Here is a 21525-nt window from a genome sequence, read left to right as displayed (position 1 = left end):
TACTTCGTAATCGATTGATTACCTCTCCATCTACACTATCATGTAGTGGTAAGTTATCGATTACCAAGCGCTAAGTGCTCACTATTGCTCACAATTAGTTGCTCATAGACCATCTTCAGTCAGCGCCTCATACTCTCTTTCACCAAACAGAGTTCGCTTAAATGATTAACTGACTTACTTATCTATTCAAAGCTTACTTTTTATATTATTGATCTCATTTTATCGGTTGTAACTATCTTTGTCAAGATAGGACTAAGATAAATAAAGCAGAAACTGAGAAGCAATTGAAAAATAGATTAATACACTGGTCAAGTCACTTAAGGTCGTAATAAAGGGACCAGAAGCCACTGCCGGGTCAAAGCCAAGTCGGTCCATAAGGAGGGGAATGATACTTCCCGCTAAATTAGCCACTGTAATCGCGCATAGCATAGCTACCCCTACGACCAAACCCAAGACCATATTCTTTTGCCAGAGGGTGATAATTAGGAAAATTGTTCCTCCGGTGATCAGTCCACAAATTAAACCAGTAAACAATTCGCGAAAAATCAATTGAAGAAAGGTAGACTCTTCATTATCTGGATTAGCAATTTTTCTCACAGCAACCGCTAAGGACTGGGTCCCTGCATTACCTGAGGTTCCGGTAATTAAGGTAATAAATAAAGATAAAGTAGCCACTTCAGAAATCATATCCTCGAAATGACCAATCAAGGTAGAAGTTCCCATTCCCAAAAACAAAAGAGTAATTAACCAGGGCAAACGTGACTGGGCCGATTTAACGGGTGTTTGGTAAGGTTCATCAACCGACACCCCAGCCAAACCGGAGTAGTCGGCCACAGCTTCTTCATCCATAACATCCAAGATATCATCAACCGTAATAATCCCAAGTAACTCTCCGGTCGCTTCAATGACAGGAATGGCTAGGAAGTCATAGTCTTGAATGGTTCTGGCAACGTCTTGTTGGTTATCATCAACCGAAACCGTTACGACCCGTGGCGACATGGCCTCAGAAACTAGCCGGTTAGCGTCAGAAGTGATTAAATCTCTCAGAGTGAGAACCCCGACTAAACGGGAATCATCATCCACGACATAGAGGTAATAAATGGTTTCAGCATTCTCAGCCTTGGCCCTCACTAGAGTCATAGCCGATTTGATGGTTTGATTGGCCTTAATCTGAACGAATTCAGTCGTCATAATCGCCCCAGCAGTTTCATCTTCATAATCCATTAAGGTCTTAATCTTTTCCGCTTGTTCGATGGGGATTAATCGCATATAATGGACAATTTTATTAGGAGAAAACTTTTTCAGGATATCAGCTGCATTATCCCGGTACATTTCTCCGAGCATATTGGCCGCATATTGGTCATCCATGGCCTCTAGATAATCAATAATATCTTCTTGCTCATCCTCATCCAAAACGTCATAAACATCGGCTAATTCCTTAGCTGAGATATATTGATAAAGCAGACGACGTTCTTCATCACTTAGTTTGATATAAATTTTGGCTTGATCATAAGGATGATTTTTAAAGAATTCATAACGCAAAGCCGATTGATCATGTTTAGCTAAGGCTTCTTTAACCCGGTCAACAATTTCTTCAGGAGTCAATTCCTCTTCTTGTTCTGGCTTAGAACTGCTAGGTCTGTTTTGTTTTTGATCCTTCATTTTAGGCGTCCCCCTTTTGATAACTAGCTAGCCAAGTTTTAAAGTCTTGGGATAAAGGTGCTTCAATCACTAAGTCTTCCTGGGTTAAAGGCTGCTTGAAGGCCAGACGCTGACAGTGTAGAGCCTGACCAGCCAGCCCTGCTTCCTGACTACCACCGTAGAGATCATCCCCACAAAGAGGGGCGCCCAGATAGGCAAAGTGGACTCTAATTTGATGGGTACGTCCGGTATGGAGTTGAACTCGATAGCGGTAGAGTCCAGCCTGGCTATCCTCCAACCAGTACTCTGTTTTAGCGTATTGGCCATCCGCTCTGACACAGCGTTCGATAATTGAGCCCTCCTTGCGACCAATCGGCGCTTCAATTAGGCCATGCGAGTCTGATCCGATAGAAGAATGGGTGAAGGCTAAATACTGCTTACTGATACCGCCAGATTGCATTAATTGGTCGATTTGTGAATGGGCATACTTGTGTTTAGCAAAGATCATTGCTCCACTGGTAAAGCGGTCGAGCCGGGTCACGACATGAATGACTTGGTTTTCATATTTTTTTCTAACAAAGTAGCCTTTAACAAAATTAGCCATGGAGTATTCATCCTTAAATTGCGAAGGAATAGAGGTGTAGCCGGCCGGTTTATTAACAATTAAATAATCGCGGTCTTCATAAAGAATATCCAAGGGAAAATCAACCGCCCTAATTTGATCTTGGCTGCCCTCAGCGGGGTAGATGATGGTCACTTGGTCTCCCAAAGAAAGGAAGTATTTACTCCCAACTCGCTTATTATTAACTAAAATAGTCCCCCCATGGTATTTGATTTTAGCCAGTTGACGGCGAGAAACACCTTTTTGCCTAAGAAAAGTCTTCACATATACTTCCTGGTCACAAGTCCACGAGAAAAATAACATAAGTCGTCAATTATCCTTTCTTATCGCGGTCGCCTAGGCCAATAAAGGCATTTTCCACTCGGTCCCAGAAATGCATATGGCGGTACCTGGCAAAGTGAACCCGTGATTTAGCAATACGGAACTCAATATTTTTCACTCCTTTAAGGGAAAAAGATAAATGATCCAGGGTCATAAAGACGCCAGCTAAAAATTCATCATCCAATTTTACCCGGATCCACTCATCTCCAGCAATCAAGATAGGACTAGAGATGGTGCGGTAGACCCGGTTATTTAAAGAAGCAATCTCTGTGACTTGCAGGGTATCCAAGCGGGGATGAACCACCGCACCTCCTAGAGACTTGTTCAAACCTGTTGACCCAGTCGGTGTCGATACACATAAGCCGTCCCCTTTAAAGAGTTCAAATTTTTCTTCTTTTATAAAGACTTCCCCAGTCATCGTCCCTTCAAAACGGCGCAAGGTCGCTTCATTAAGAGCAATCAGGTGATTTTTTTCGCCATCCACCTTTTCTAAAGCCACTTCTAAGAGCGGGTAAGAGACGCTCTCACCCGAATCATTGAGGAGAAAATCAATAAACTGGTCCAATTCATCAACTGTCCAGTCGGTATAAAAACCTAAATGCCCAGTATGAACGCCGACAAAGCGGGCGTGGTCGAGCTGTTTTTCATAGTGGTGGAAGGCTTCCAATAAGGTGCCGTCTCCACCAATGGATACCACAATATCTGGATGGTCTTGGTCAATGCTGAAATCAGCCTGTTTACACGCAGAAAGCAGCCTCGCTTGGACATCCTTAGATGATTCATTATCGTTACTTACTATTGCGATACGCATTGGTTGATTCTCCTTTTACATCCATATTATGATAAAATTTTAACTTGAAAAAATAATTCTTTTGGCCTATTTTATTAAGTAATTATATTAACTTAACTATAATCCTTACCCTACTATTAAAACATATTTTTCTTGCTTTAGGCAGCGATTACTGACTTTAAAGGCAAGTTTTTTGGCAAGGCTTTGAATGCTTGTTATAATACTTGGAGAAAAGAGGAGAGTGAATTTATGCACAAGGACATAGAAACAGAATATAAAAATATTCTCAGTCCAGAAGAATATCGAAAGCTCTTATCTTTATTTGATCTTCATTTAAATGAGGCCAAGCACCAACACAATATGTACTTTGATACCGAATCTCTTCGCTTGAAAGCAAACCACAGTGCCTTAAGGATTCGGCTAAGCGATACTTATGCCCATCTCACCTATAAGCAGTCACTGACTAACGCCAAATCATTGGAAGTCACAGATAAGGTCAGCCAAGCAAGTGCACAAGCCATGATGGAAACAGGTCAATTTCAGCCTGGGGCTAACTTAAGCGCCTTATTTCAAGAAATTGGTTTAGACGCTAGCGAATTAAGAACTATTGGTCAATTTAAAACCACTCGCTTGGAAAAAAATTGGAAAAAGCAAAAGCTTGTATTAGACGCTTGCTCTTTTTACACTTACAATGATTATGAATTAGAATTAGAAGTTGAGCCTGGAGAGGACGATCCCAAGCGTTATTTTAATGAATTTTTATCTAGCTATCATATTACTCGTCGGCCTTCCAAGCCCAAAATTGCCCGGATGCAATTAGATAAACCATTATATCCATTCGAATAATTTATACAGTTTGATCATCATTAATTGGGGGAGAATACAATGAAATCGGACTATAATTGTCATAGCATGGCAAAAAAACATCATAATAATCATATCTTTGAAATTTTTTTATTTGTTAATCCCATTGACCCGCTTTGTTTAGAATTAGAGGAAGAGTTATTGCGTTTTGTTGCCAACAGTGATAAAAAAATCTACTTCCGCCTCGTTTCCTGTGTGGACCACCACTTCTTTTGGAACTATTTCAAGACTCTAGCCAAAAACAAGCAAAGCTTAGAAGAAAGAAATGAACTTTACCAATGCATGTATAAGGTATCTTTAGGATATAAGGCCGCTCTCTGCCAAGGCAAGAAGCGAGGACGCACTTTCCTAATGACCATGCAAGAAGTCTTTGGCTGTCAAAAGAAATCCTACAGCTTAAAGCGTATGGAGAAATATGCTAAAAAGATTGGCCTTGACTTTGATATGTGGATGGAAGATCTCTATTCTAAACAAACCCGCGAAGATGTTCTAGAAGATTTACAACTAGCCCATCAAATGGAAATTGTGAACTACCCTTCCTTAGTTATCTTTGATAACTTAAACTACCAATACGGTCTTCGAATCGAAGATGCCTTTACAGCCCAAGATCTGGAAGAATTAACCACTCAAATGTTACCCCAAGCAGAAAAAAAAATTAGCGAGTCTACTCATTTAGAGAGAGAAAACAAGAAGCAGTCAAAGAAAAAATCACAATACCGCTCCTTAGATAAGGAAAATCTCAAATTAATCCGCCATTGAAGTCAGTTTTTAACCATCTTTGCCCATATAAAAAGCGATCCGCAGAAACGGATCGCTTTTTTATAGCACTTTTTCAATGGCTTGACTAACCTCTTGCAACCAAGCTTCATAAGCAAAGCTCAATTGTGGCCTAAATGGGCGTGGACTGAGATAGTTCAGTAAAAAGGTATAGATCTCTGAATCAAGTAAATTTTCTTCTTTAAGTAGAAAAACATAGGCCGCTAATAACCAAAGTTTTTCTTTTATATAGATAGACTCTCCCCTAAAGAAAAAACAAGTATCCGGTAAGTCGTCTAAGGACAATTTCCGAAAATAGAGCTGCTCTAGGAGCCTTTTCTCAGCCTTAAGCGGACGTTGACGAATTTTGCGCCTAAAAGACCGGGTATCCCTTGCTTTCAGCAACTGACTAATCCCTGGTCCGCTAGCCCCCTTTTGATTGGGTAAATCAATTGGCTTAGGGTAAGAAAATAAATAGAGATAGTCGTCAATGCTTAAGTGATAACGACATAAGAGATGACCGTAGTCGTTAAAACTTTGAATTTCAACTAAGCGAGTCTCCTCCACCCAATAAGGCAAATAAATGCCAAAGCAGGGCAAATACTGAAAAAACGGGGCTAGACGATTTAAATTGTTAGGCGTTAAACGTAAGTCCCTTTGTTTGGGATTGAGTAGCCATAAAACCTGTACTTTTGCTCGATGATAATCTTGCTCGCGACTAATCACGGCTTCTTTGGTCAGTAGGCTGGCCTGTAGTTCAATACTTACCACCACATCTCCAGCTTGAAAGAGGATATCTGAGCGGTGGTCAGGTGTGTAGCTAGCAACCTCAACCTGGGCCTGATAGCCCTTAGCTACTAAGATTTGCCTGATCTGCTCTTTATTATTCAAGTGCCACTGGGATTCCCGGCGCCAATATTTGAGACTTAACTGATTATTTTGATGGGCAAAATGTGGCTTCTTCCTTGAATGACAACGATAAACTAATTCTTGCCCACAATTTGGGCAGTAAAAGCTCTGCTGGTTAAGGGCCAATATTTTTCTTTGAATACGGTCATCGACCTCATAAGAACTAATCAACTGACCATTAGCTAATTTTGCATAATACATGATTATTCCCCCTCATAGGAATATATCCGTAATCAGGGTTAAAATTAGCTAATTAATGCAGAATCAATTCTTTTTATCTAAAGCCGATCGCTTTTTCAATGCGTGCTAGGGTTTGGTTAGCGACTTCATTGGCTTGTTTAGCCCCGGCTGCTAAGACATCATCAAGTTCACTGCTTGCTAAGAGACGTTGATAGTCTTTTTGCATGGGTTCTAAAACGGCAATTAGCGCTTGGCTGAGGTCCGTTTTCAGTTGGCCATAACCCGAATTGGCATAGGTCTTTTCTAGCTGACTAATGCTTTGGTCAGAAAAGGCTGAGAAAATATCTAATAGGTTAGAAACGCCTGGTTTATTTTCAGGATCATAGGAAATTTCTCCGCTCGAATCTGTTACCGCACTTTTAATTTTCTTTTCAATCGTTTTCGGATCATCCAGTAAGGAAATAAAGCCTTTTTTATTGTCGTCTGATTTACTCATTTTCTTGCTTGGATCTTGTAAACTCATAATCCGCCCACCTGCCTTCGGTGTATAGATATCTGGTTTAATCAATAGCTTCTCTTCCTTAGTGCCGAAGCGGTTATTGAAGCGGTCGACAAAATTACGGGTCAATTCCATATGTTGCTTTTGGTCTTCACCCACTGGTACCAAGTCAGCATCATAAAGCACAATGTCAGCCACCATCAAAGCGGGATAGCCTAACAGGCCGGCAAAAATATTGTCTTGCTTTTGCGCCTTGTCCTTAAACTGAGTCATTCTTTCCAATTCCCCTAGTGGAGTCAGACATTGGACAATCCAAGCCGCTTGAGCGTGGGCTGGAACCTGACTTTGGATAAAAATAGCGGATTTGTTAGGATCAACCCCTAAGGCTAGGTATAAGGCCGCCAAAGACCTGGTATTCTTTCTTAAAGTCTCTGGATCTTGGGGGACGGTAATGGCATGTTCATTGACCACACAATAATAAGTGTCAAATTGATCCTGTAAATCAACAAATTGCTTTAAGGCACCTACGTAATTACCAATGGTTGGCGTGCCGCTTGGTTGTACCCCGGAAAAAATTCGTTTCATGAAAAGAAAACCTCCTCTAATTTTCCCTATTATATCACGAACCTGATCGGATAGACGGTATAAGTAATAAATTCACGAAGTCTTTTTTTAATCCAGCTGATGAATTTTTCGCTTATAAATAGTAAAAATAGCTTTCTCAAACACTGGTCTACACTGTATTATATTTTATAAGTTAAAAAATCAGAAATTGATCAAACAAAGGTCAAATAGCGACTATATTGAAATATCTAGTTCCATATTGCTTATTTTATCACAAGCTTTGCTGAGCTTTGCTCATTTATTTTTAAAAAAGAACTAGTATACGGTTCACTTTTATGATATACTGTGTATGTATACGGAACACAAGTCAAACCTTAAAGGAGAAATTGACATGGTTAAATTATATACTTCCCCTAGTTGTACTTCTTGCCGCAAAGCTCGGGCTTGGCTAGAAGAACACAACATTGCCTATGTGGAACGTAATATATTCCAAGAACCTCTAAGCCGCGATGAGATTAAAGAAATCTTAAGAATGACAGAAGATGGTACTGAAGAGATTATTTCTACGCGTTCAAAAGCCTTTCAAGAATTACATATTGATTTAAATGAAATCAGTTTAAATGAATTATTCGATCTTATCCAAGAAAACCCAGGACTATTGCGTCGACCAATCATCATGGACGAAAAACGTCTGCAAGTAGGCTATAATGAAGATGAAATTCGTCGTTTCTTACCAAGAGAAGTAAGAACAATCGAACTTCACGAAGCTTTAAGAAAAATGGGATAAGATCCCTTACTTTTTAAATCGATGGCATGTTCATCCTCTCGCTTTTTGAATGGAGGTGAAGATGCCTTTTTTCATTTTAGCTGATTTATGGTAAAATAATCGTTGAAACAAAAATATGCTTAAAGAAATGATAATCACTAAATATTCGGAGGTGATTTGTGATGGAAATGGAGTATCTTAATGATAATACCATGCGCGTATTCATTGCCAAGGATGATCTCGAATCGCGCGGAATTACCCTCTTAGACCTCATGAAAGATCAAAGCCAAGTTGAAAACTTCTTTATGAGTATCTTAGAAGAAGCAGATGTTTCAAAACGCTTTCAAGATTCAGAAGCTTTAACTTTCCAAGTCCTTCCTAAAAACGGCGGTATCGACCTCTATATTAGTAAAGCCACAGCAGATGGCCAATATATGGACAAGGATGGCCTGGAAAATTTACTTGAAAATATTACCCAAAATATGAGTACCGAGGAGGAAAAGGCCTCTACAAGCGCTAGTGAAACGGACGTAAAGGAGCGTCGTCCTGAACTTGCTTTAGCCTTTAAGTCCTGGGATCAAGTCCTGACTTTTCTGAAATCCTACCAAGTGGATGAGGCCAGCCTAGAAGTCTATGTCTACCAAGACCTTTTTCAAGTGATTATACGATTTGAAAAAGAAAACTTAACCCAAGCTAGACAAGCAGATCTGACTAGCTATGCCTTAGAGTTTGGTCAGCTGAGTCCCTTTGCTCCTGCCCTGCTTCGCGAGCATGGTCAATTATTAATTCATCCAGAATCAATTAACCAGGTTGCTCAATTATTCCAATAAAAAAATCCAGCACATCAGCTGGATTTTTTTGTTGGAATAATTTTTTCGTAAGCATAGCGTCGGCCACTTCCCGCTAATTCAATCTCTCCTAAGTACTGATAACCGGCTTTTAAGATGATATTCTGCATGCCATGATTATCGGGATGGGTATCAATCCTTAAGTCATTAACATTTAAATGATAGGCTAGGTCTTCAAAGGCTTGAAATAAGGACCGACTAAGTCCCTGACCGCGGTACTTAGTCGCCAAGGCTACCCGGTGAAAAGCTAGATAGTCTCCCTGCCCCTGCCAAATTGAATAGTTTTCATAATCTCTGTCCATAGGCCGGGCAATAAAAAAGCCCGCCACATCCTCTTCGATTAAGCCTAAATACGCGTTTTTTCCTTCAATATCTTTTAATAGGCTGTCCGCTTGGTAGACTGTTGGATCCTGCCATTGATCAATTTTTTGTTGGCGTAAGTAAGCCGCCCCCGCCTTAATGATCGCCTGGATCGCTGGCAAATCTTCGGGCTTTGCTAGGCGAATTTGCATTTTTTCCATCCTAATTCCTCCCGGTAAAAAGTTCATTACCACTTTACCATAAAGTCCATTAGCATGAGTAATGAAAATTCTTAAGGACAAAATAAAAAACTTCCATCCACAGAAATTTCTAAAATCTCATGTGGATAGAAGCTTTTAATGCTTAGCAGCTAATCGTTTAGAAATTAGGACTATTTTTGCCCTTCTTCTTGAAGTTTATGGAAATCTTCTTCTGGTTGATCATTGTCGGTCCAGGCTTTTTGGTCAGCGTTACCAGAGATTTCTTTAATTTTCTTCTCAACATCTTCACTTTGGTAAGCTTTCACAATCTTCTTATAAACTTCATTGTCTTTATTTTCAGATTTCACTGCAATAATATTCTTATATTGGGTTCCTAAATTATCAAGGTCATCGGTATCAGAGAAAATACCATCATTAGGATCAAAACCTGCAGAAACTGCGTAGTTGGTGTTAGCAACAATAGCATCAGAGTCTTTCAAGGCACGTGGCACTTGGGCAGCATCCATTTCAACCAGCTCAATGTTTTTAGGATTTGAGGTAATGTCATCAACGGTAGGGGTAATCCCTGCATTATCGTCGATTTCTAAGACACCAGCTTGTTCTAATAAGAGTAAGGCCCGCCCCCCATTGGTAGCATCATTAGGGATGGCTACTTTAGCATTTTGAGGAAGGTCTTTAAGGTCTTTAACTGTATCAGAGTAGACCACCATAGCTGAAATATAAGTATAACCAATCGGCACTAAATCAGCATTATTGTTCTTATTATAGTCCAATAAATAAGCCACATGTTGCATAGCATTCATGTCAATTTCGCCTTCTTGAACGGCCCGATTAGGTTGCACATAGTCTGAGAATAGTTGAACCTTTAAGTTAATATTTTCATCTTTTAATTTGTCAGAGACTTCTGTCCAAATTTTTTCTTCATTTTCACCAGCAACCCCAACAGTGACAGTACCGCCCTCTTCTGGCGCTTTGGCTTCTTTTGAACAGCCTCCCAATAATAATAAGGATAAGGCTGAGGCTAAAACAACATTCCATTTCTTCATAAGATTTCTCCCCTTTTAATTTATTTAATGTTCGAAATGTTTAACTAAACGGTCAGCAACAGCTTGGCTGATGAAGACCATGATTAAAATCAATAAGGTAGCAACTAGGATCACATCATTTTGGTAACGTTGATAACCCCGGTTAATGGCTAAGTCACCAAGACCACCACCACCAACAACACCTGCCATAGCGGTTAAACCAATCACGTTAATGACGGTGAGAGCAGATACCCGAATCAAACCTGGGATAGCTTCTTTCAAGTAAACCCGGCTAACAATTTCAGTTGTGGTAGAGCCCATGGCTAGGGCTGCTTCGATAACACCCGGATCAATTTCCAATAAGGCGTTTTGGACTTGGCGGGCATAGAAAGGAATCGTCCCCACAATTAAGGGAACCAAGGCTCCTGCGGTCCCAATGGCTGTCCCCATAATTAGACGGGTAAAGCCCCCTAAAAGCGCTATTAAAATAACAAAGGGAATCGACCGGCCAATGTTAACGACCTTATCTAGGACATTATAAACGGCCTTATTTTCCTTAAGCCCTCCTGGCATATAGAGAACTAGGAAGACGCCGACCACCAAACCAATCGCAAAGGCAAAGAGGCAGGTAATGATCGTCATAAATAAGGTTTCCCAGGTGGCTTCAAGGAATTGATCGGAAATGGCCACCACATTTGGCATGATTTTTTCTAAGAATTCCATGCTTATTTATCCCCCTTCTCTATATGATCGAATGTATACTCCTTAGTATGGACTCCACTGCTGTGAACGAAGTCAATGGCTTCTTGCACCCGACTAGACTCTCCATTTAAGGAAATAAGGAGAGTGCCTACGGGCGTTCCTTGAAGAATTTCGATATTGGCGTAAAGGATATTAGCTAATAAATCATACTTCTTCGTTAAGGAAGCCAGCAGGGGTTCCCCAGTAGAAGCTCCGGTAAAATCGATCCTTAGCAAGCGGTCACCCGGCTCAATATTTAATAGATCAGGATTGGCCAAGATGGTTTCAATGCCTTTTTCTGTCGGACTAGCTGAACTAATGAAGTCTTGGGTTAATTCCTCATGCGGATTTGAGAAGATATTTAAAATGCTATCCTGTTCAACCACTGAGCCAGCTTCCATAACCGCCACCCGGTCACAAATTTGTTTGATAACGGCCATTTCATGAGTAATAATAACTATAGTAATTCCCAATTCACGGTTAACTTGCTTGAGCAAGTCTAGGATTTGACTAGTAGTTTTAGGGTCTAAAGCACTGGTTGCTTCGTCGCAGAGGAGGACATGGGGATCATTAGCCAAAGCCCGCGCGATAGCGACCCTTTGCTTTTGACCACCGGATAATTGACTAGGATAAGAATCGCCCCGGTTACCCAAGCCTACCAGGTCCAGTAAGTGTTGGACTTTCTTTTGGCTTTCTTCTTTAGATAAACCGGACCCCTTTAAGGGATAGGCAACATTTTCGGCAACAGTACGGGATTTCATTAAGTTAAAATGTTGGAAAATCATTCCAATTTTTTTACGGGCTAGACGTAGATCTTTTTCAGATAGAGCTGTAATTTCTTGATCATTAACAAAAACCTGTCCACTACTTGGTCTTTGCAGGCAATTAATGGTTCTGACTAAGGTACTTTTCCCAGCTCCAGAGTAGCCAATCACACCAAAGATTTCTCCTGATTGGATGGATAAGGACACATCTTTAACGGCATGAACGGCTTTATCATCACTCTCAAAAGTAACGGATACATTTTTCAATTCAATCAAAACGACCGCCTACCTTTCTATCACTTTCATAAACACTATTCTAACATTTTTTTGTCTTTTCAGCATGGCTACTATTATATTACACTTGATCGCTTTTATCGATAGCAAAGTTGAATTGCCTCCTCGGGTCTCTTGCTTTACTTTTAAAAACATTAATTTTATAATTATTCTAAAGTAGAAAGTAATGCTAGAGAAAGGATATGATACATAATGGCATACACAGAAACAAAAAAAGCACTTAATCAATTAGTTGCTGACCTAGTTCAAGCCCACACCGTTATCCATCAAATTCACTGGTATATGCGGGGGGAAGGTTTCCTTTTCTATCATCCAAAACTCGACAGCTTTATGGATGATATTCTTGAACAGCTCGATGTTGTTTCTGAACGTATAATTACTATCGATGGTTCTCCCTTCTCAACCCTTAAAGAATTTTCTGACCATACCCGTATACCCGACCATAAGGGCGAGTGGAATACCAGTATCCAAGAAGATATGCATCGGGTGGCTGATGTTATCCGCATCTTAGCAGATGATTATCAATTAGGGGTCGACGCAGCAAGTAAAGAAGGCGACGTCGCTAGTGAGGACATCTGTACTGGCTACCTCCGTGACGCTCAAAAAACCCTATGGATGGTTGAAGCGGAACTGGGGCAAGCGCCTAATATTGACAAAGACTAAGGCCAATAAACATATTCATAAACATAAAAAGGACCGCTATGGGTCCTTTTTTAATGCTTATTTTTCAAGTGCAGCCTTAGCTTGGTCACAGATTGCAGTGAAAGCTTCAGCATCGTTAACAGCGATATCTGCTAACATTTTACGGTTGATATCCACGTTAGCTTGGTGTAAACCGTTCATTAAACGACTATAGCTTAGGCCATTTAAACGTGCAGCGGCGTTAATCCGGGTAATCCATAAACGACGGAAGTCACGTTTTCTTTGACGACGGTCACGGTAAGCGTATGAATAGGATTTCATAACCGCTTGTTTAGCTACTTTATAGTTGGTTGATTTGCTACCAAAGTAACCTTTTGCTAATTTTAAATATTTTTTACGACGACGGCGTGTAACCGTTCCACCTTTAACACGTGCCATGTTATTCCTCCTTGATTATACTTAGTTCTCTATCTATGCGTCTTGCTTAACTTATCTTACTTGTAAGTGTCAAGCATTTGTTTAATACGTCTTTGGTCGGAAACATGCACCATTGCTGGTTGTTTGTGTTGACGACGTTGTTTCTTGGTTTTACCGTGAAAACGGTGTGAACGTTCTGAATGGCTACGTTTTAATTTCCCTGAAGCAGTACGTTTAAAACGTTTAGCTGACGCACGATGTGTTTTTTGTTTTGGCATAATATATCCTCCTGAAATTAATCTTCTTTTGGTGCTAATTGTAGTTGCATAGAGCGTCCTTCCATTTTAGGCTTTTGCTCTACAGTAGCTACATCAGCAAGTTCGCTGGCAAAGCGTTCCAAAACCTCGCGACCTAAATCTTTATGGGTAATGGCGCGACCTCTAAAGCGAATAGACACCTTCACCTTGTCCCCTTTATCAATGAATTTCTTTCCTTGACGTACTTTAGTTTGAAAGTCGTTTTCATCAATCGTTGGGCTTAGACGGATCTCTTTCACTTGAATCGTCTTTTGATTTTTACGTTGTTCACGCGCTTTACGTTGCTGTTGATAACGATATTTACCATAATCCATGATCCGAGCAACAGGTGGTTTAGCATTTGGTGAAACCAGTACTAAATCAAGTCCTGCTTCCTCTGCCCGGTCTAAGGCATCTCTTTTTGAAATAACCCCTAGCTGTTCTCCTTCTGGATCGATAACGCGTAATTCTTTTGCACGAATATCTTCATTAGTAAATAATTCGTTAAATTTATTCTTAGCGATATACCTTCACCTCCGAATGTTAAAGTGACAACAATAAATGAGATTTCGGCATAGAAAAACGGCGAATATAAAACACTATACCCGCCGTACTTGCACAATAGTCCCTAGGGACCATGTGTCACTGTATCTATCGGCCCGAGGACGTCCTTGTCAACTCAGGCGAGAAACGGGTGTTTCTGCTTCTTTTCTCAACTTTTATAGATTACTATAAAGCTTTCACCTTGTCAAGACATTATTCTTTAATTTGTGCTTTAAAGGCTTCTTTCACTTCTAAGAGCAAGTCAGGATCTTGATCAAGTTCAATAGCTAAAGCGACAAAGGCTTCCACAGCCCGCTTAAGCTGCTGGTGGGCTTCCGGACTATCAGCAACTTGGAGGAAGCCTTCTTCATGGACGAAAACCTTGCCCTGACCAACGCCCACATTGCCATAAAAAGTTGGGCAAGCATAGCTCACATTGCCAATATCAGTAGAGCCAGGTTTTTCCTCTTCATCGCTAATATCGTCAAATCCACTCAGGCGCATGTGGTCTTCCATGCGGTCGGCCAGTACCGGATTAACTAAGAGGTCATAGAATTCATTTTCTGGATAGGAGATTTCCAATTGACATCCTGTCATCAAGGCGGCACCGCGGGCACAATTAATGACCCGATCCAAAGCATGACGATAAGTAGCTAATTTAGGTGCCCGCACATAGAAGAAAGCCGTAGCCGATTCAGGAATAACATTGGCAGCCTGGCCCCCTTCTTTAATAATGCCATGGATGCGGACGTCACTAGGTAGTTGCTGTCTGAGGTAGGAGACCCCGGTAAAGGTCAAGTTGACGGCATCCAAGGCGTTGATTCCCAGTTCAGGACTCATGGCTGCATGAGCAGCCCGACCGATAAAGTGAAAGTTGACGGCATTCATGGCTAGGGCACTGGCCTTGAGGTTGGTACTTTCATAGAGGTGCATCTGCATACAGGTATCAATATCATCAAAGGCTCCAGCCCGGGCTAAATCGACCTTACGGCCAAAATTTTCTTCCGCTGGCGTCCCAATCACGACCACCGTTCCTTGGAAGAACTCCTTCATCTGACTTAAGACAATCCCTGCGCCTACAGTCGAAGCTGAAATCCAATTGTGGCCACAAGCGTGACCTGGTTTTTTATCAGGTCCGAAACCCGGTAAGGCATCGTATTCAGCTAAAAAGGCAATCTTAGGTCCATCTCCCAAGCGATATTCTGCCCGAAAGGCGGTTTCAATCCCCTGATAAGCTCTTTCCACCTGAAAACCAGCATCTTGGAGGAGATTGGCCAGGTAGTCCGAAGAGACGTATTCCTGGTCACCTAATTCTGGATGTTGGAAAATGAACTGGCTGATATCAAGAATTTGCGGAAAATTCGCTTTAACTTTTTGCCGCACATGATCATGCAGGGCGGTGATTTTTTGCTCATCTTTCATTAATGCTTTACCTTCTCTCTGTTAGTTATTAGGGATAGAGGACCAGAAAGACATCGAGGTCTTTGGGATAAGTGGCTAAAAAGCCTTGAATGGTATTTTTTGCCACTGACAAGGCTTGGTCCTTGGGATAGCCATATACTCCAGCAGATATTAGTGGAAAGGCCAGCGACTTTACCGGGATACTAGCAGCTAGCTGGAGAGACTCTAGGTAGCAAGAAGTTAATAGCGCTTCTTCTTCCTGGTCGCCTCCCTGCCAAACTGGCCCTACCGTGTGAATAACATAGTCAGCGGGTAATTGGTAGCCGCGGGTTAATTTTGCCTGACCAGTTGGACATCCGCCTAATTGCTTGCATTCGGCCAATAGTTCAGGGCCCGCCGCCCGGTGAATGGCCCCATCGACACCTCCACCTCCTAGCAGGGAGGAGTTGGCTGCATTGACAATGGCTTCTACTTCCACTTGGGTGATATCCCCATGAATGATTTGAAATGTCATATCACTACTCGCTTTCTAATAATCCTTTTCGACTAAGAAAGTTATAAACCATGACCACAAGAATACCCGCTAACTTAGCCAGGTGGGGGTCTAGGCTCAGCTGCTCTATCAGTAGGTATAAGATCAGTTCTTGAATCAGCAAGCCTGAAAGAGCTAAGACTGAAAACAGGAGAAATTCCTGCCAGCGCTCCTCCTTAGAAAAGCTAGACCTAAAAACAAAGTGCATACTGGCCCAATAGTTAAAGGCTAGAGAAAGTATAAAGGCACACAAATTAGCCCCTAAGTAATGGACTCTCCAGCTGATTAATAAGCTAAAGACAATAAAATCAAGAAGTGTGCTTAGCCCACCTACCAGGATAAAGCGCATAATTTGCCTGATCATCTTTTCCCACCCACTTTTCTTTTTTTGAAGTCACTTACTTTTAGCTGATAAAAAACGTGCCAGCTTTTAGCTAATTGGTCACTAGATCATTAGCTTAAAAGCCTAAGCACGTTGTCAAGTTAACTAGTCTTTTACCCCATAACTTTCAATTTCTGCATGGATCATCTTGATGAATTCATCTAAATCCACAGTTTCTGTTTTCTTAGATCCATAACGACGAACAGTTACCGTGCCATTTTCAATTTCATTGTCACCAAAGACTAATTGATAAGGCACTTTGCGGGTTTGGGCTTCACGAATCTTGTAACCCATTTTTTCATTACGGTCATCGACTTCAATCCGAAGTCCTTCACTGCGCATGCGGTTAGCCACTTGGTAGACATAATCCGCATGTTGGTTTTCATTCACTGGGATTAAAATAGCTTGTTGTGGAGCTAACCAAGTTGGGAAAGCACCCTTATACTCTTCAATTAAGTAAGCTACAAAACGTTCCATAGTGGAAACAATTCCCCGGTGGATCATCACAGGACGGTGGGTGTTTTGACCATCTTCACCGACATAGGTCACATCGAATTTTTCCGGTAGGAGGAAGTCTAATTGGATGGTTGAAAGGGTTTCTTCATTGCCAAGGGCGGTTTTCACTTGGACGTCTAACTTAGGCCCGTAGAAAGCGGCTTCCCCTTCGGCTTCAAAGTAGTCCAAGCCTAATTCATCCATAGCTTCCTTTAACATGGATTGGGCTTTTTCCCACATTTCATCATCATCAAAGTATTTCTTGGTATCTTTAGGGTCGCGGTAACTTAAACGATAACGGTAGTCAGTAATATTGAAGTCATGGTAGGCATCTTGCATGAAACGTAAAATGCTCTTGAATTCGTCCTTAATTTGGTCTAAACGCACAAAGATATGGGAGTCATTCAGGGTCATTTCTCTTACCCGTTGTAAACCGGATAGGGCCCCTGATTTTTCATAACGGTGCATCATGCCTAGTTCCGCAATACGGATAGGTAATTCCCGGTAAGAATGTACCTTATTTTGGTAAACCCGAATGTGGTGTGGGCAGTTCATTGGGCGTAAGACAAAGCTTTCGCCATCTTCAAAATCCATGGTTGGAAACATGTCATCACTATAGTGATCCCAGTGACCAGACGTCTTGTATAAGTCTACATCAGCCATGATTGGGGTATAGACGTGTTGGTAACCGGCTTGAACTTCCTTGTCGACAATATAGCGTTCAACTTGACGGCGAATGGTTGCTCCGTTTGGTAACCAGAATGGCAGACCTTGTCCAGTTTTAGGATCAATCATAAAGAGATCTAATTCTTTACCAATTTTACGGTGGTCACGTTCCTTAGCTTCTTCGCGACGTTTAAGATCCTCTTTAAGGTCTTTTTCATTGAAGTAACTCGTCCCATAAACTCTTTGCATCATGGCGTTGTCAGAGTTTCCTCGCCAGTAAGCCCCTGCTAAGGAGAGTAATTTAAAGTGTTTAATATAGCCTGTTGAAGGAACATGTCCACCCCGGCAGAGGTCAGTAAATTCTCCTTGGCTATAGGTGGTGAGGGTGGCACCTTCAGGTAAATCAGCAATAATCTCTAGCTTATAAGGATCGTTTTTAAAGATTTCCTTGGCTTCTTCACGGCTAACTTCCTTACCTACCACTGGGTAGTCTTCTTTAACAATCTTTTCCATCTCAGCTTCAACCCGTGGCAAGTCTTCCTCACTCACTTGTTGGCCTTGACCATTATCGGTGTCATAGTAGAAACCATTTTCGATGGCTGGTCCTACCCCAAATTTAATGTCAGGATAGAGACGGCGTAAGGCTTGAGCCAATAAGTGGGCGCTGGAATGGCGGAGAATATCTAAGGCTTCTTGTTCAGTTTCTTTATTCTTAGGGTCGATTAAACGAATGCTGCCATCACTTTCAATGGCTTCATCTAAGCCTTTTAATTCATCATTTAAGGTGTAAGCAACTACCCGTTTGGCTAAAGAATTGCTAATAGATTTAGCCACATCGCGGCCACTCACACCGGCTTCAAATTCCTTTACACTTTGATCAGGAAAAGTTAACTGTATCATTTTATCAAATTCCTCCTATAAAAAAATCCCTTCTGAGCATGCTCAGAAGGGACGATTACTAATTCATATCGTGGTTCCACCCTAGTTTACACCTATTGTGTCTCTAGTACGCTGATAACGTTGCGCTAACGTCATAATAGAAAGTCTAAGAAGTGGTATCCTATAAAACCTGTCAGGCATTTGCACCATCTAGCCTGTCTCTTATACAAGTTGATTATATTCAGTCTTCTATCACTGACTTGCTTTAATTAAAGCACTTTTTATGAAACAATTCAAGCTTTTATTTAGGAAAGTGAACGGACTCTATTCCGAATAGCGACGGTTGCGCCCGGACATGGTTACTTCTTCGCTCAAATAGCGTACCCTTTCCATAATCCGCTGCGCCTTGACCGTTTCCGAATCCCCTTGATTGGTATGGGCCAAATGATTTTCTAATTCCTTCATGGAAAAATTAGAAGTGAAAAATGTAGCCTGGCCTTGACTCATACGATTCTGCAAGAGAACCCCTAGGACTTCATCACGGACCCAGGCCGAATTACTTTCAGCACCAATATCATCAATCATCAATACTTGGGCTTCTTGGAGGCTCTTGAGTCGCTGGTTAACACGATTATCTTTAATAGCACTCTTGATTTCACTAATAAAAGTAGGATAGTGGAACAAGGTGGTCGTGAAACCATGGTCAGCCAAGTGGTTAGCCACAGCTGCCGCTAAGTAGGACTTACCCACACCAAAGGGACCATGTAAGTAAAGTCCTTGGTGAAATTGCTTGGGCTTAGACCGCATGGCTTCGACGAAATCAATGGCTTTCTCCAAGGCAGCTTGCCGCTTGGGATCGGTAAGATCAAAGTTTTCAAAGGAAGCTTGCTTTAAATCTTTAGGCATTTCTAGTAAGGTGACCCTTTGTTTCTTCTCCCGTTCCTTTTGGGCGGCGAGAAATTCATCAGTCGCCTGATATTCAATATCTATATAATTAAAATTCATAATGAGCTTGGGATAGAAATTAGGAAATTTGGGTTTCTTTCCTGCCCTGATCCGTTCTTTTTCTTGAACAAATTCATAGAGTTTAGATATCGAACGGTCAATCGTTTCTTGGTCTAGGTCTTCTTTATGCTTATCAATAAATTGTCTAACATCCGAATCAGTCAAGACTTGGGCCTTGGTTTGGTCTAAGCGTTGGCGAAAGTTGCCTTTATTGAGCTCATGGCTGATATCTTCCCCAATATTTCTCATTCGTCTCCCTCCTCACTATTCAATGCCCTAATCCGATCGGCTAAGGCTTGGACACTTTCATGGTCCATTTTTTCCTCTTTATCTGCCGTCTCTTGTTTTTGATTAAACCAAGCGGGCTGTAATTCTTGATAGGTCTTATGTTTTTTATTTTGCCGCTTATTTTTGCTTTGTCTTTGTTTTTGAATCCGTTTAGTCCGTTTGTTGAGATAGGTGAGTGCCTGTTCGGGGCTTTGAATATTTTTTTGGCTCCAATCATCCACTGTCCGCTCAAAGGTCGACCGGACGATACTTGAACTTTCTTGGCTGATCAAATAATAGTGAATCATAATATTCAAGGTTGGTCCATCGATAAGGCCCTTATTCATGACCATCTCTAAGGTTTTTATCTCGTTAGTGGTTAGATAGCCGTTTTTTTGTTCTTTGATAGTCTTAGCAAAGGTCAGTGGCGGATAAGCCTTAGCTGCCTTGATCAAGGCTAGGCTAGCTTCATCCTGATTTTCTTTGGGTAAATCCTGACTCTCGGTCTGCTGCTTGGCTTGGTCCATTTGATAATCAGGTCGTTTTTTTACCGGTTGGTCCGCCATGGCCTTGATCACTAGGCCTTGGTAATAATTAATGTCCACTTGGTTGGTTCTCACATTACTTGCCTTAATGGCAAACTGGGACAAGGCTACTTCATCCAAGCCATAGAGGGCATGAAGAGTCTGGGTCATCTCCTTCACATCTTGACTAACTGCCCTCTCACTAAGAAAAGACCTTTGAACCAACTCGGTAAAATAAGCCATATCAAAATCACTGACCAGACTAGTTTTTAAAGAGGTTTTACTTGGCTTCTTTAACAAGCTTTGCTTTTCGCTTTCACTCAACTGGCGACTGCTTTGTGAGAGGTGAAAAACATCCTGAAAAGTCGCTGTGACCTCCTGCCAGTCATTTTCCTGACTATCAGCAATCTTTTCAAAGCTAAAGCGGTCTAATAAACGATTAAAACGCTCTTCCCCCACATGGTCTAAAAGTAAGCTAGTCATTAAGCTATCCTTAAAAAACTGCTCAGAAGAAACCGGTGCTAACAACTGATAGAGGGCCTGGACTGGGGCTTGACCACTTTGCTGGGTGTAGCTACGTAAGAGGCCAATAGCCTCTAAACGGCGCCTACTTCTGACATAGCGCTCCTTTGAAAAAACCAATTGGTCCATAATTTCCCCATGATTAATTACTTCTGACTGATAAGTCGAACGGTCGATATAGGCATAGAGGGTCATATAGAGAGCAAAGGCTTCGGCCCCAATAATTGGTTGGTAGAGATAGGTTAAGACTTCCAGATCGGCATTAGAAACAATTTGGGTGAGGATAATTTTTAGAGGTTCACGTGGATTTAACTTTTCCCAGGGATTCAAGACCGATCTTCCTCCGTGTCATTGGCTTCTAAGTCTAAATTCGTTTGCCCCTCCGCGTTAGTTTTTTGCATTTGCTTCAACTGCTCAATTTCTTGCAAAAAGACGGTGGGGTCTTCGAAGTGACGGTAAACACTAGCATAGCGAATATAGGCGACTTCATCAATCTTGGGTAAAATATCCATGACCATTTCCCCTATTAGGGTCGAAGGAACCTCGTTTTGCCCCTTTTGGCGAATATCCGATTCGATTTTCTTAACCACATCTTCTAAGGTTTCTAGGGCGATTGGCCGTTTTTCACAGGATCTTACTAAGCCCCGTAAGAGTTTTTCCTTGGAAAATTCTTCCCGGGTACCGTCTCGTTTGATAACTAGTAAAGGCATCTTCTCTACCCGTTCAAAGGTCGTGAAGCGAAAATCACATTGCGTACATAGGCGTCGCCTTCTTATCGATGTATTTTCCTCCACAGGCCGACTATCGATTACTTTCGTATTATTATCTTGACATCTGGGGCAGCGCACA

General features: G+C 41.5%; 24 protein-coding genes and 1 other annotated feature (1 of these 25 cut by a window edge). Of the genes, 5 read left to right on the top strand and 19 right to left on the bottom strand.

Annotation, left to right across the window (positions count from 1 at the left end):
* Window positions 1-199, bottom strand: a binding site (T-box leader) (it extends 29 nt beyond the left edge of the window).
* Window positions 200-252: 53 nt separating this feature from the next.
* From mgtE to CJ190_RS02790, 3 genes are read right to left on the bottom strand one after another with little or no spacing between them, the layout of a single operon-like run.
* On the bottom strand, window positions 253-1662 hold the full coding sequence (gene mgtE / locus CJ190_RS02800) for a magnesium transporter (protein ID WP_064292275.1): 1410 nt from the start codon (window positions 1660-1662) through the stop codon (window positions 253-255).
* A 1-nt stretch (window position 1663) separates the two neighbouring features.
* Window positions 1664-2566, bottom strand: a complete 903-nt coding sequence (locus tag CJ190_RS02795) for an RluA family pseudouridine synthase (RefSeq protein ID WP_064292274.1) — start codon at window positions 2564-2566, stop codon at window positions 1664-1666.
* Between the two features lie 10 nt (window positions 2567-2576).
* Window positions 2577-3395 carry an NAD kinase gene (locus tag CJ190_RS02790; RefSeq protein ID WP_064292273.1) on the bottom strand — a complete coding sequence of 273 codons (819 nt, stop codon included), beginning with the start codon at window positions 3393-3395 and terminating at the stop codon, window positions 2577-2579.
* Between the two features lie 228 nt (window positions 3396-3623).
* Between CJ190_RS02790 and CJ190_RS02785 the strand changes: the two genes are divergently transcribed.
* Both CJ190_RS02785 and CJ190_RS02780 read left to right on the top strand, forming a co-directional pair.
* A complete protein-coding gene (locus CJ190_RS02785; RefSeq protein WP_070598012.1) occupies window positions 3624-4220 on the top strand; it encodes a CYTH domain-containing protein in 597 nt (198 codons plus the stop codon).
* A gap of 39 nt (window positions 4221-4259) precedes the next feature.
* Window positions 4260-4997, top strand: coding sequence for a DsbA family protein (locus CJ190_RS02780; RefSeq protein ID WP_064292271.1), 738 nt, complete (start codon window positions 4260-4262; stop codon window positions 4995-4997).
* Window positions 4998-5057: 60 nt separating this feature from the next.
* On the opposite strand, the gene CJ190_RS02775 is transcribed toward CJ190_RS02780, so the two are convergent.
* A complete protein-coding gene (locus tag CJ190_RS02775; protein WP_064292270.1) occupies window positions 5058-6104 on the bottom strand; it encodes a competence protein CoiA in 1047 nt (348 codons plus the stop codon).
* Between the two features lie 73 nt (window positions 6105-6177).
* The gene (trpS, locus tag CJ190_RS02770; RefSeq protein WP_064292269.1) at window positions 6178-7167 is read right to left on the bottom strand and encodes a tryptophan--tRNA ligase; all 990 of its coding nucleotides are present in this window, start codon (window positions 7165-7167) and stop codon (window positions 6178-6180) included.
* A gap of 370 nt (window positions 7168-7537) precedes the next feature.
* On the opposite strand from trpS, the gene spxA reads away from it, so the two are divergent.
* Both spxA and CJ190_RS02760 read left to right on the top strand, forming a co-directional pair.
* A complete protein-coding gene (gene spxA / locus CJ190_RS02765) occupies window positions 7538-7933 on the top strand; it encodes a transcriptional regulator SpxA (RefSeq protein WP_013669487.1) in 396 nt (131 codons plus the stop codon).
* 161 nt (window positions 7934-8094) lie between these two features.
* Window positions 8095-8742: an adaptor protein MecA gene (locus tag CJ190_RS02760; protein ID WP_064292268.1), complete on the top strand. Its 648-nt coding sequence runs from the start codon at window positions 8095-8097 to the stop codon at window positions 8740-8742.
* A gap of 14 nt (window positions 8743-8756) precedes the next feature.
* Here the strand turns inward: CJ190_RS02760 and CJ190_RS02755 are convergent, their stop codons facing one another.
* From CJ190_RS02755 to CJ190_RS02740, 4 genes are all read right to left on the bottom strand, one after another.
* Window positions 8757-9281, bottom strand: a complete 525-nt coding sequence (locus CJ190_RS02755; protein WP_064292267.1) for a GNAT family N-acetyltransferase — start codon at window positions 9279-9281, stop codon at window positions 8757-8759.
* Window positions 9282-9451: 170 nt separating this feature from the next.
* Window positions 9452-10327 (bottom strand): MetQ/NlpA family ABC transporter substrate-binding protein, encoded by an 876-nt coding sequence (locus CJ190_RS02750; protein ID WP_070598011.1) that lies wholly within the window; start codon window positions 10325-10327, stop codon window positions 9452-9454.
* Between the two features lie 24 nt (window positions 10328-10351).
* The gene (locus tag CJ190_RS02745) at window positions 10352-11029 is read right to left on the bottom strand and encodes a methionine ABC transporter permease (RefSeq protein WP_064292265.1); all 678 of its coding nucleotides are present in this window, start codon (window positions 11027-11029) and stop codon (window positions 10352-10354) included.
* 2 nt (window positions 11030-11031) lie between these two features.
* Window positions 11032-12087, bottom strand: coding sequence for a methionine ABC transporter ATP-binding protein (locus tag CJ190_RS02740; RefSeq protein WP_064292264.1), 1056 nt, complete (start codon window positions 12085-12087; stop codon window positions 11032-11034).
* A 210-nt stretch (window positions 12088-12297) separates the two neighbouring features.
* Between CJ190_RS02740 and CJ190_RS02735 the strand changes: the two genes are divergently transcribed.
* Complete coding sequence (locus CJ190_RS02735; RefSeq protein ID WP_013668903.1) at window positions 12298-12768, top strand: Dps family protein; 471 nt, start codon at window positions 12298-12300, stop codon at window positions 12766-12768.
* Window positions 12769-12825: 57 nt separating this feature from the next.
* Here CJ190_RS02735 and rplT read toward each other — a convergent pair whose 3' ends face one another.
* The 10 genes from rplT to nrdR form a co-directional block, all read right to left on the bottom strand.
* The gene (gene rplT, locus CJ190_RS02730; RefSeq protein WP_013669362.1) at window positions 12826-13185 is read right to left on the bottom strand and encodes a 50S ribosomal protein L20; all 360 of its coding nucleotides are present in this window, start codon (window positions 13183-13185) and stop codon (window positions 12826-12828) included.
* A gap of 56 nt (window positions 13186-13241) precedes the next feature.
* On the bottom strand, window positions 13242-13442 hold the full coding sequence (gene rpmI / locus CJ190_RS02725; protein WP_041706153.1) for a 50S ribosomal protein L35: 201 nt from the start codon (window positions 13440-13442) through the stop codon (window positions 13242-13244).
* Window positions 13443-13459: 17 nt separating this feature from the next.
* Window positions 13460-13984, bottom strand: coding sequence for a translation initiation factor IF-3 (gene infC, locus CJ190_RS02720; RefSeq protein WP_060777952.1), 525 nt, complete (start codon window positions 13982-13984; stop codon window positions 13460-13462).
* Window positions 13985-14216: 232 nt separating this feature from the next.
* Window positions 14217-15425, bottom strand: a complete 1209-nt coding sequence (locus CJ190_RS02715; RefSeq protein ID WP_070598010.1) for a M20 family metallopeptidase — start codon at window positions 15423-15425, stop codon at window positions 14217-14219.
* 28 nt (window positions 15426-15453) lie between these two features.
* The gene (locus tag CJ190_RS02710) at window positions 15454-15918 is read right to left on the bottom strand and encodes an O-acetyl-ADP-ribose deacetylase (protein WP_064292262.1); all 465 of its coding nucleotides are present in this window, start codon (window positions 15916-15918) and stop codon (window positions 15454-15456) included.
* Window positions 15919-15922: 4 nt separating this feature from the next.
* Entirely contained in the window at window positions 15923-16300 is a 378-nt protein-coding gene (locus tag CJ190_RS02705) for a GtrA family protein (RefSeq protein WP_064292261.1), read from the bottom strand.
* Between the two features lie 123 nt (window positions 16301-16423).
* Window positions 16424-18379, bottom strand: coding sequence for a threonine--tRNA ligase (gene thrS / locus CJ190_RS02700; RefSeq protein WP_064292260.1), 1956 nt, complete (start codon window positions 18377-18379; stop codon window positions 16424-16426).
* Window positions 18380-18682: 303 nt separating this feature from the next.
* Window positions 18683-19612 (bottom strand): primosomal protein DnaI, encoded by a 930-nt coding sequence (gene dnaI, locus CJ190_RS02695; protein WP_064292259.1) that lies wholly within the window; start codon window positions 19610-19612, stop codon window positions 18683-18685.
* Window positions 19609-21006 (bottom strand): DnaD domain protein, encoded by a 1398-nt coding sequence (locus CJ190_RS02690; RefSeq protein ID WP_064292258.1) that lies wholly within the window; start codon window positions 21004-21006, stop codon window positions 19609-19611. The genes dnaI and CJ190_RS02690 overlap by 4 nt, the downstream gene beginning before the upstream one ends.
* The gene (gene nrdR, locus CJ190_RS02685; RefSeq protein ID WP_064292257.1) at window positions 21003-21524 is read right to left on the bottom strand and encodes a transcriptional regulator NrdR; all 522 of its coding nucleotides are present in this window, start codon (window positions 21522-21524) and stop codon (window positions 21003-21005) included. Before nrdR ends, CJ190_RS02690 begins: the two co-directional genes overlap by 4 nt.
* Between the last annotated feature and the right edge of the window lies 1 nt (window position 21525).

It is taken from the genome of Aerococcus loyolae (assembly GCF_002871915.2).
Lineage (GTDB): Bacteria > Bacillota > Bacilli > Lactobacillales > Aerococcaceae > Aerococcus > Aerococcus loyolae.
Note: the sequence above shows the minus strand (reverse complement) of the source record. Positions and strands in the feature narration are given on the sequence as shown.

Excerpts from the sequence above, each read along its gene's own strand:
- CJ190_RS02745 (WP_064292265.1), bottom strand. The coding sequence starts at position 11,029 with ATGGAATTCTTAGAAAAAATCATGCCAAATGTGGTGGCCATTTCCGAT.
- mgtE (WP_064292275.1), bottom strand. The coding sequence starts at position 1,662 with ATGAAGGATCAAAAACAAAACAGACCTAGCAGTTCTAAGCCAGAACAA.
- dnaI (WP_064292259.1), bottom strand. The coding sequence starts at position 19,612 with ATGAGAAATATTGGGGAAGATATCAGCCATGAGCTCAATAAAGGCAAC.
- CJ190_RS02750 (WP_070598011.1), bottom strand. The coding sequence starts at position 10,327 with ATGAAGAAATGGAATGTTGTTTTAGCCTCAGCCTTATCCTTATTATTA.
- rplT (WP_013669362.1), bottom strand. The coding sequence starts at position 13,185 with ATGGCACGTGTTAAAGGTGGAACGGTTACACGCCGTCGTCGTAAAAAA.
- CJ190_RS02710 (WP_064292262.1), bottom strand. The coding sequence starts at position 15,918 with ATGACATTTCAAATCATTCATGGGGATATCACCCAAGTGGAAGTAGAA.
- CJ190_RS02775 (WP_064292270.1), bottom strand. The coding sequence starts at position 6,104 with ATGTATTATGCAAAATTAGCTAATGGTCAGTTGATTAGTTCTTATGAG.
- thrS (WP_064292260.1), bottom strand. The coding sequence starts at position 18,379 with ATGATACAGTTAACTTTTCCTGATCAAAGTGTAAAGGAATTTGAAGCC.
- CJ190_RS02795 (WP_064292274.1), bottom strand. The coding sequence starts at position 2,566 with ATGTTATTTTTCTCGTGGACTTGTGACCAGGAAGTATATGTGAAGACT.
- CJ190_RS02755 (WP_064292267.1), bottom strand. The coding sequence starts at position 9,281 with ATGGAAAAAATGCAAATTCGCCTAGCAAAGCCCGAAGATTTGCCAGCG.
- CJ190_RS02780 (WP_064292271.1), top strand. The coding sequence starts at position 4,260 with ATGAAATCGGACTATAATTGTCATAGCATGGCAAAAAAACATCATAAT.
- CJ190_RS02760 (WP_064292268.1), top strand. The coding sequence starts at position 8,095 with ATGGAAATGGAGTATCTTAATGATAATACCATGCGCGTATTCATTGCC.
- rpmI (WP_041706153.1), bottom strand. The coding sequence starts at position 13,442 with ATGCCAAAACAAAAAACACATCGTGCGTCAGCTAAACGTTTTAAACGT.
- CJ190_RS02790 (WP_064292273.1), bottom strand. The coding sequence starts at position 3,395 with ATGCGTATCGCAATAGTAAGTAACGATAATGAATCATCTAAGGATGTC.
- CJ190_RS02785 (WP_070598012.1), top strand. The coding sequence starts at position 3,624 with ATGCACAAGGACATAGAAACAGAATATAAAAATATTCTCAGTCCAGAA.
- spxA (WP_013669487.1), top strand. The coding sequence starts at position 7,538 with ATGGTTAAATTATATACTTCCCCTAGTTGTACTTCTTGCCGCAAAGCT.
- CJ190_RS02735 (WP_013668903.1), top strand. The coding sequence starts at position 12,298 with ATGGCATACACAGAAACAAAAAAAGCACTTAATCAATTAGTTGCTGAC.
- CJ190_RS02705 (WP_064292261.1), bottom strand. The coding sequence starts at position 16,300 with ATGATCAGGCAAATTATGCGCTTTATCCTGGTAGGTGGGCTAAGCACA.
- CJ190_RS02715 (WP_070598010.1), bottom strand. The coding sequence starts at position 15,425 with ATGAAAGATGAGCAAAAAATCACCGCCCTGCATGATCATGTGCGGCAA.
- trpS (WP_064292269.1), bottom strand. The coding sequence starts at position 7,167 with ATGAAACGAATTTTTTCCGGGGTACAACCAAGCGGCACGCCAACCATT.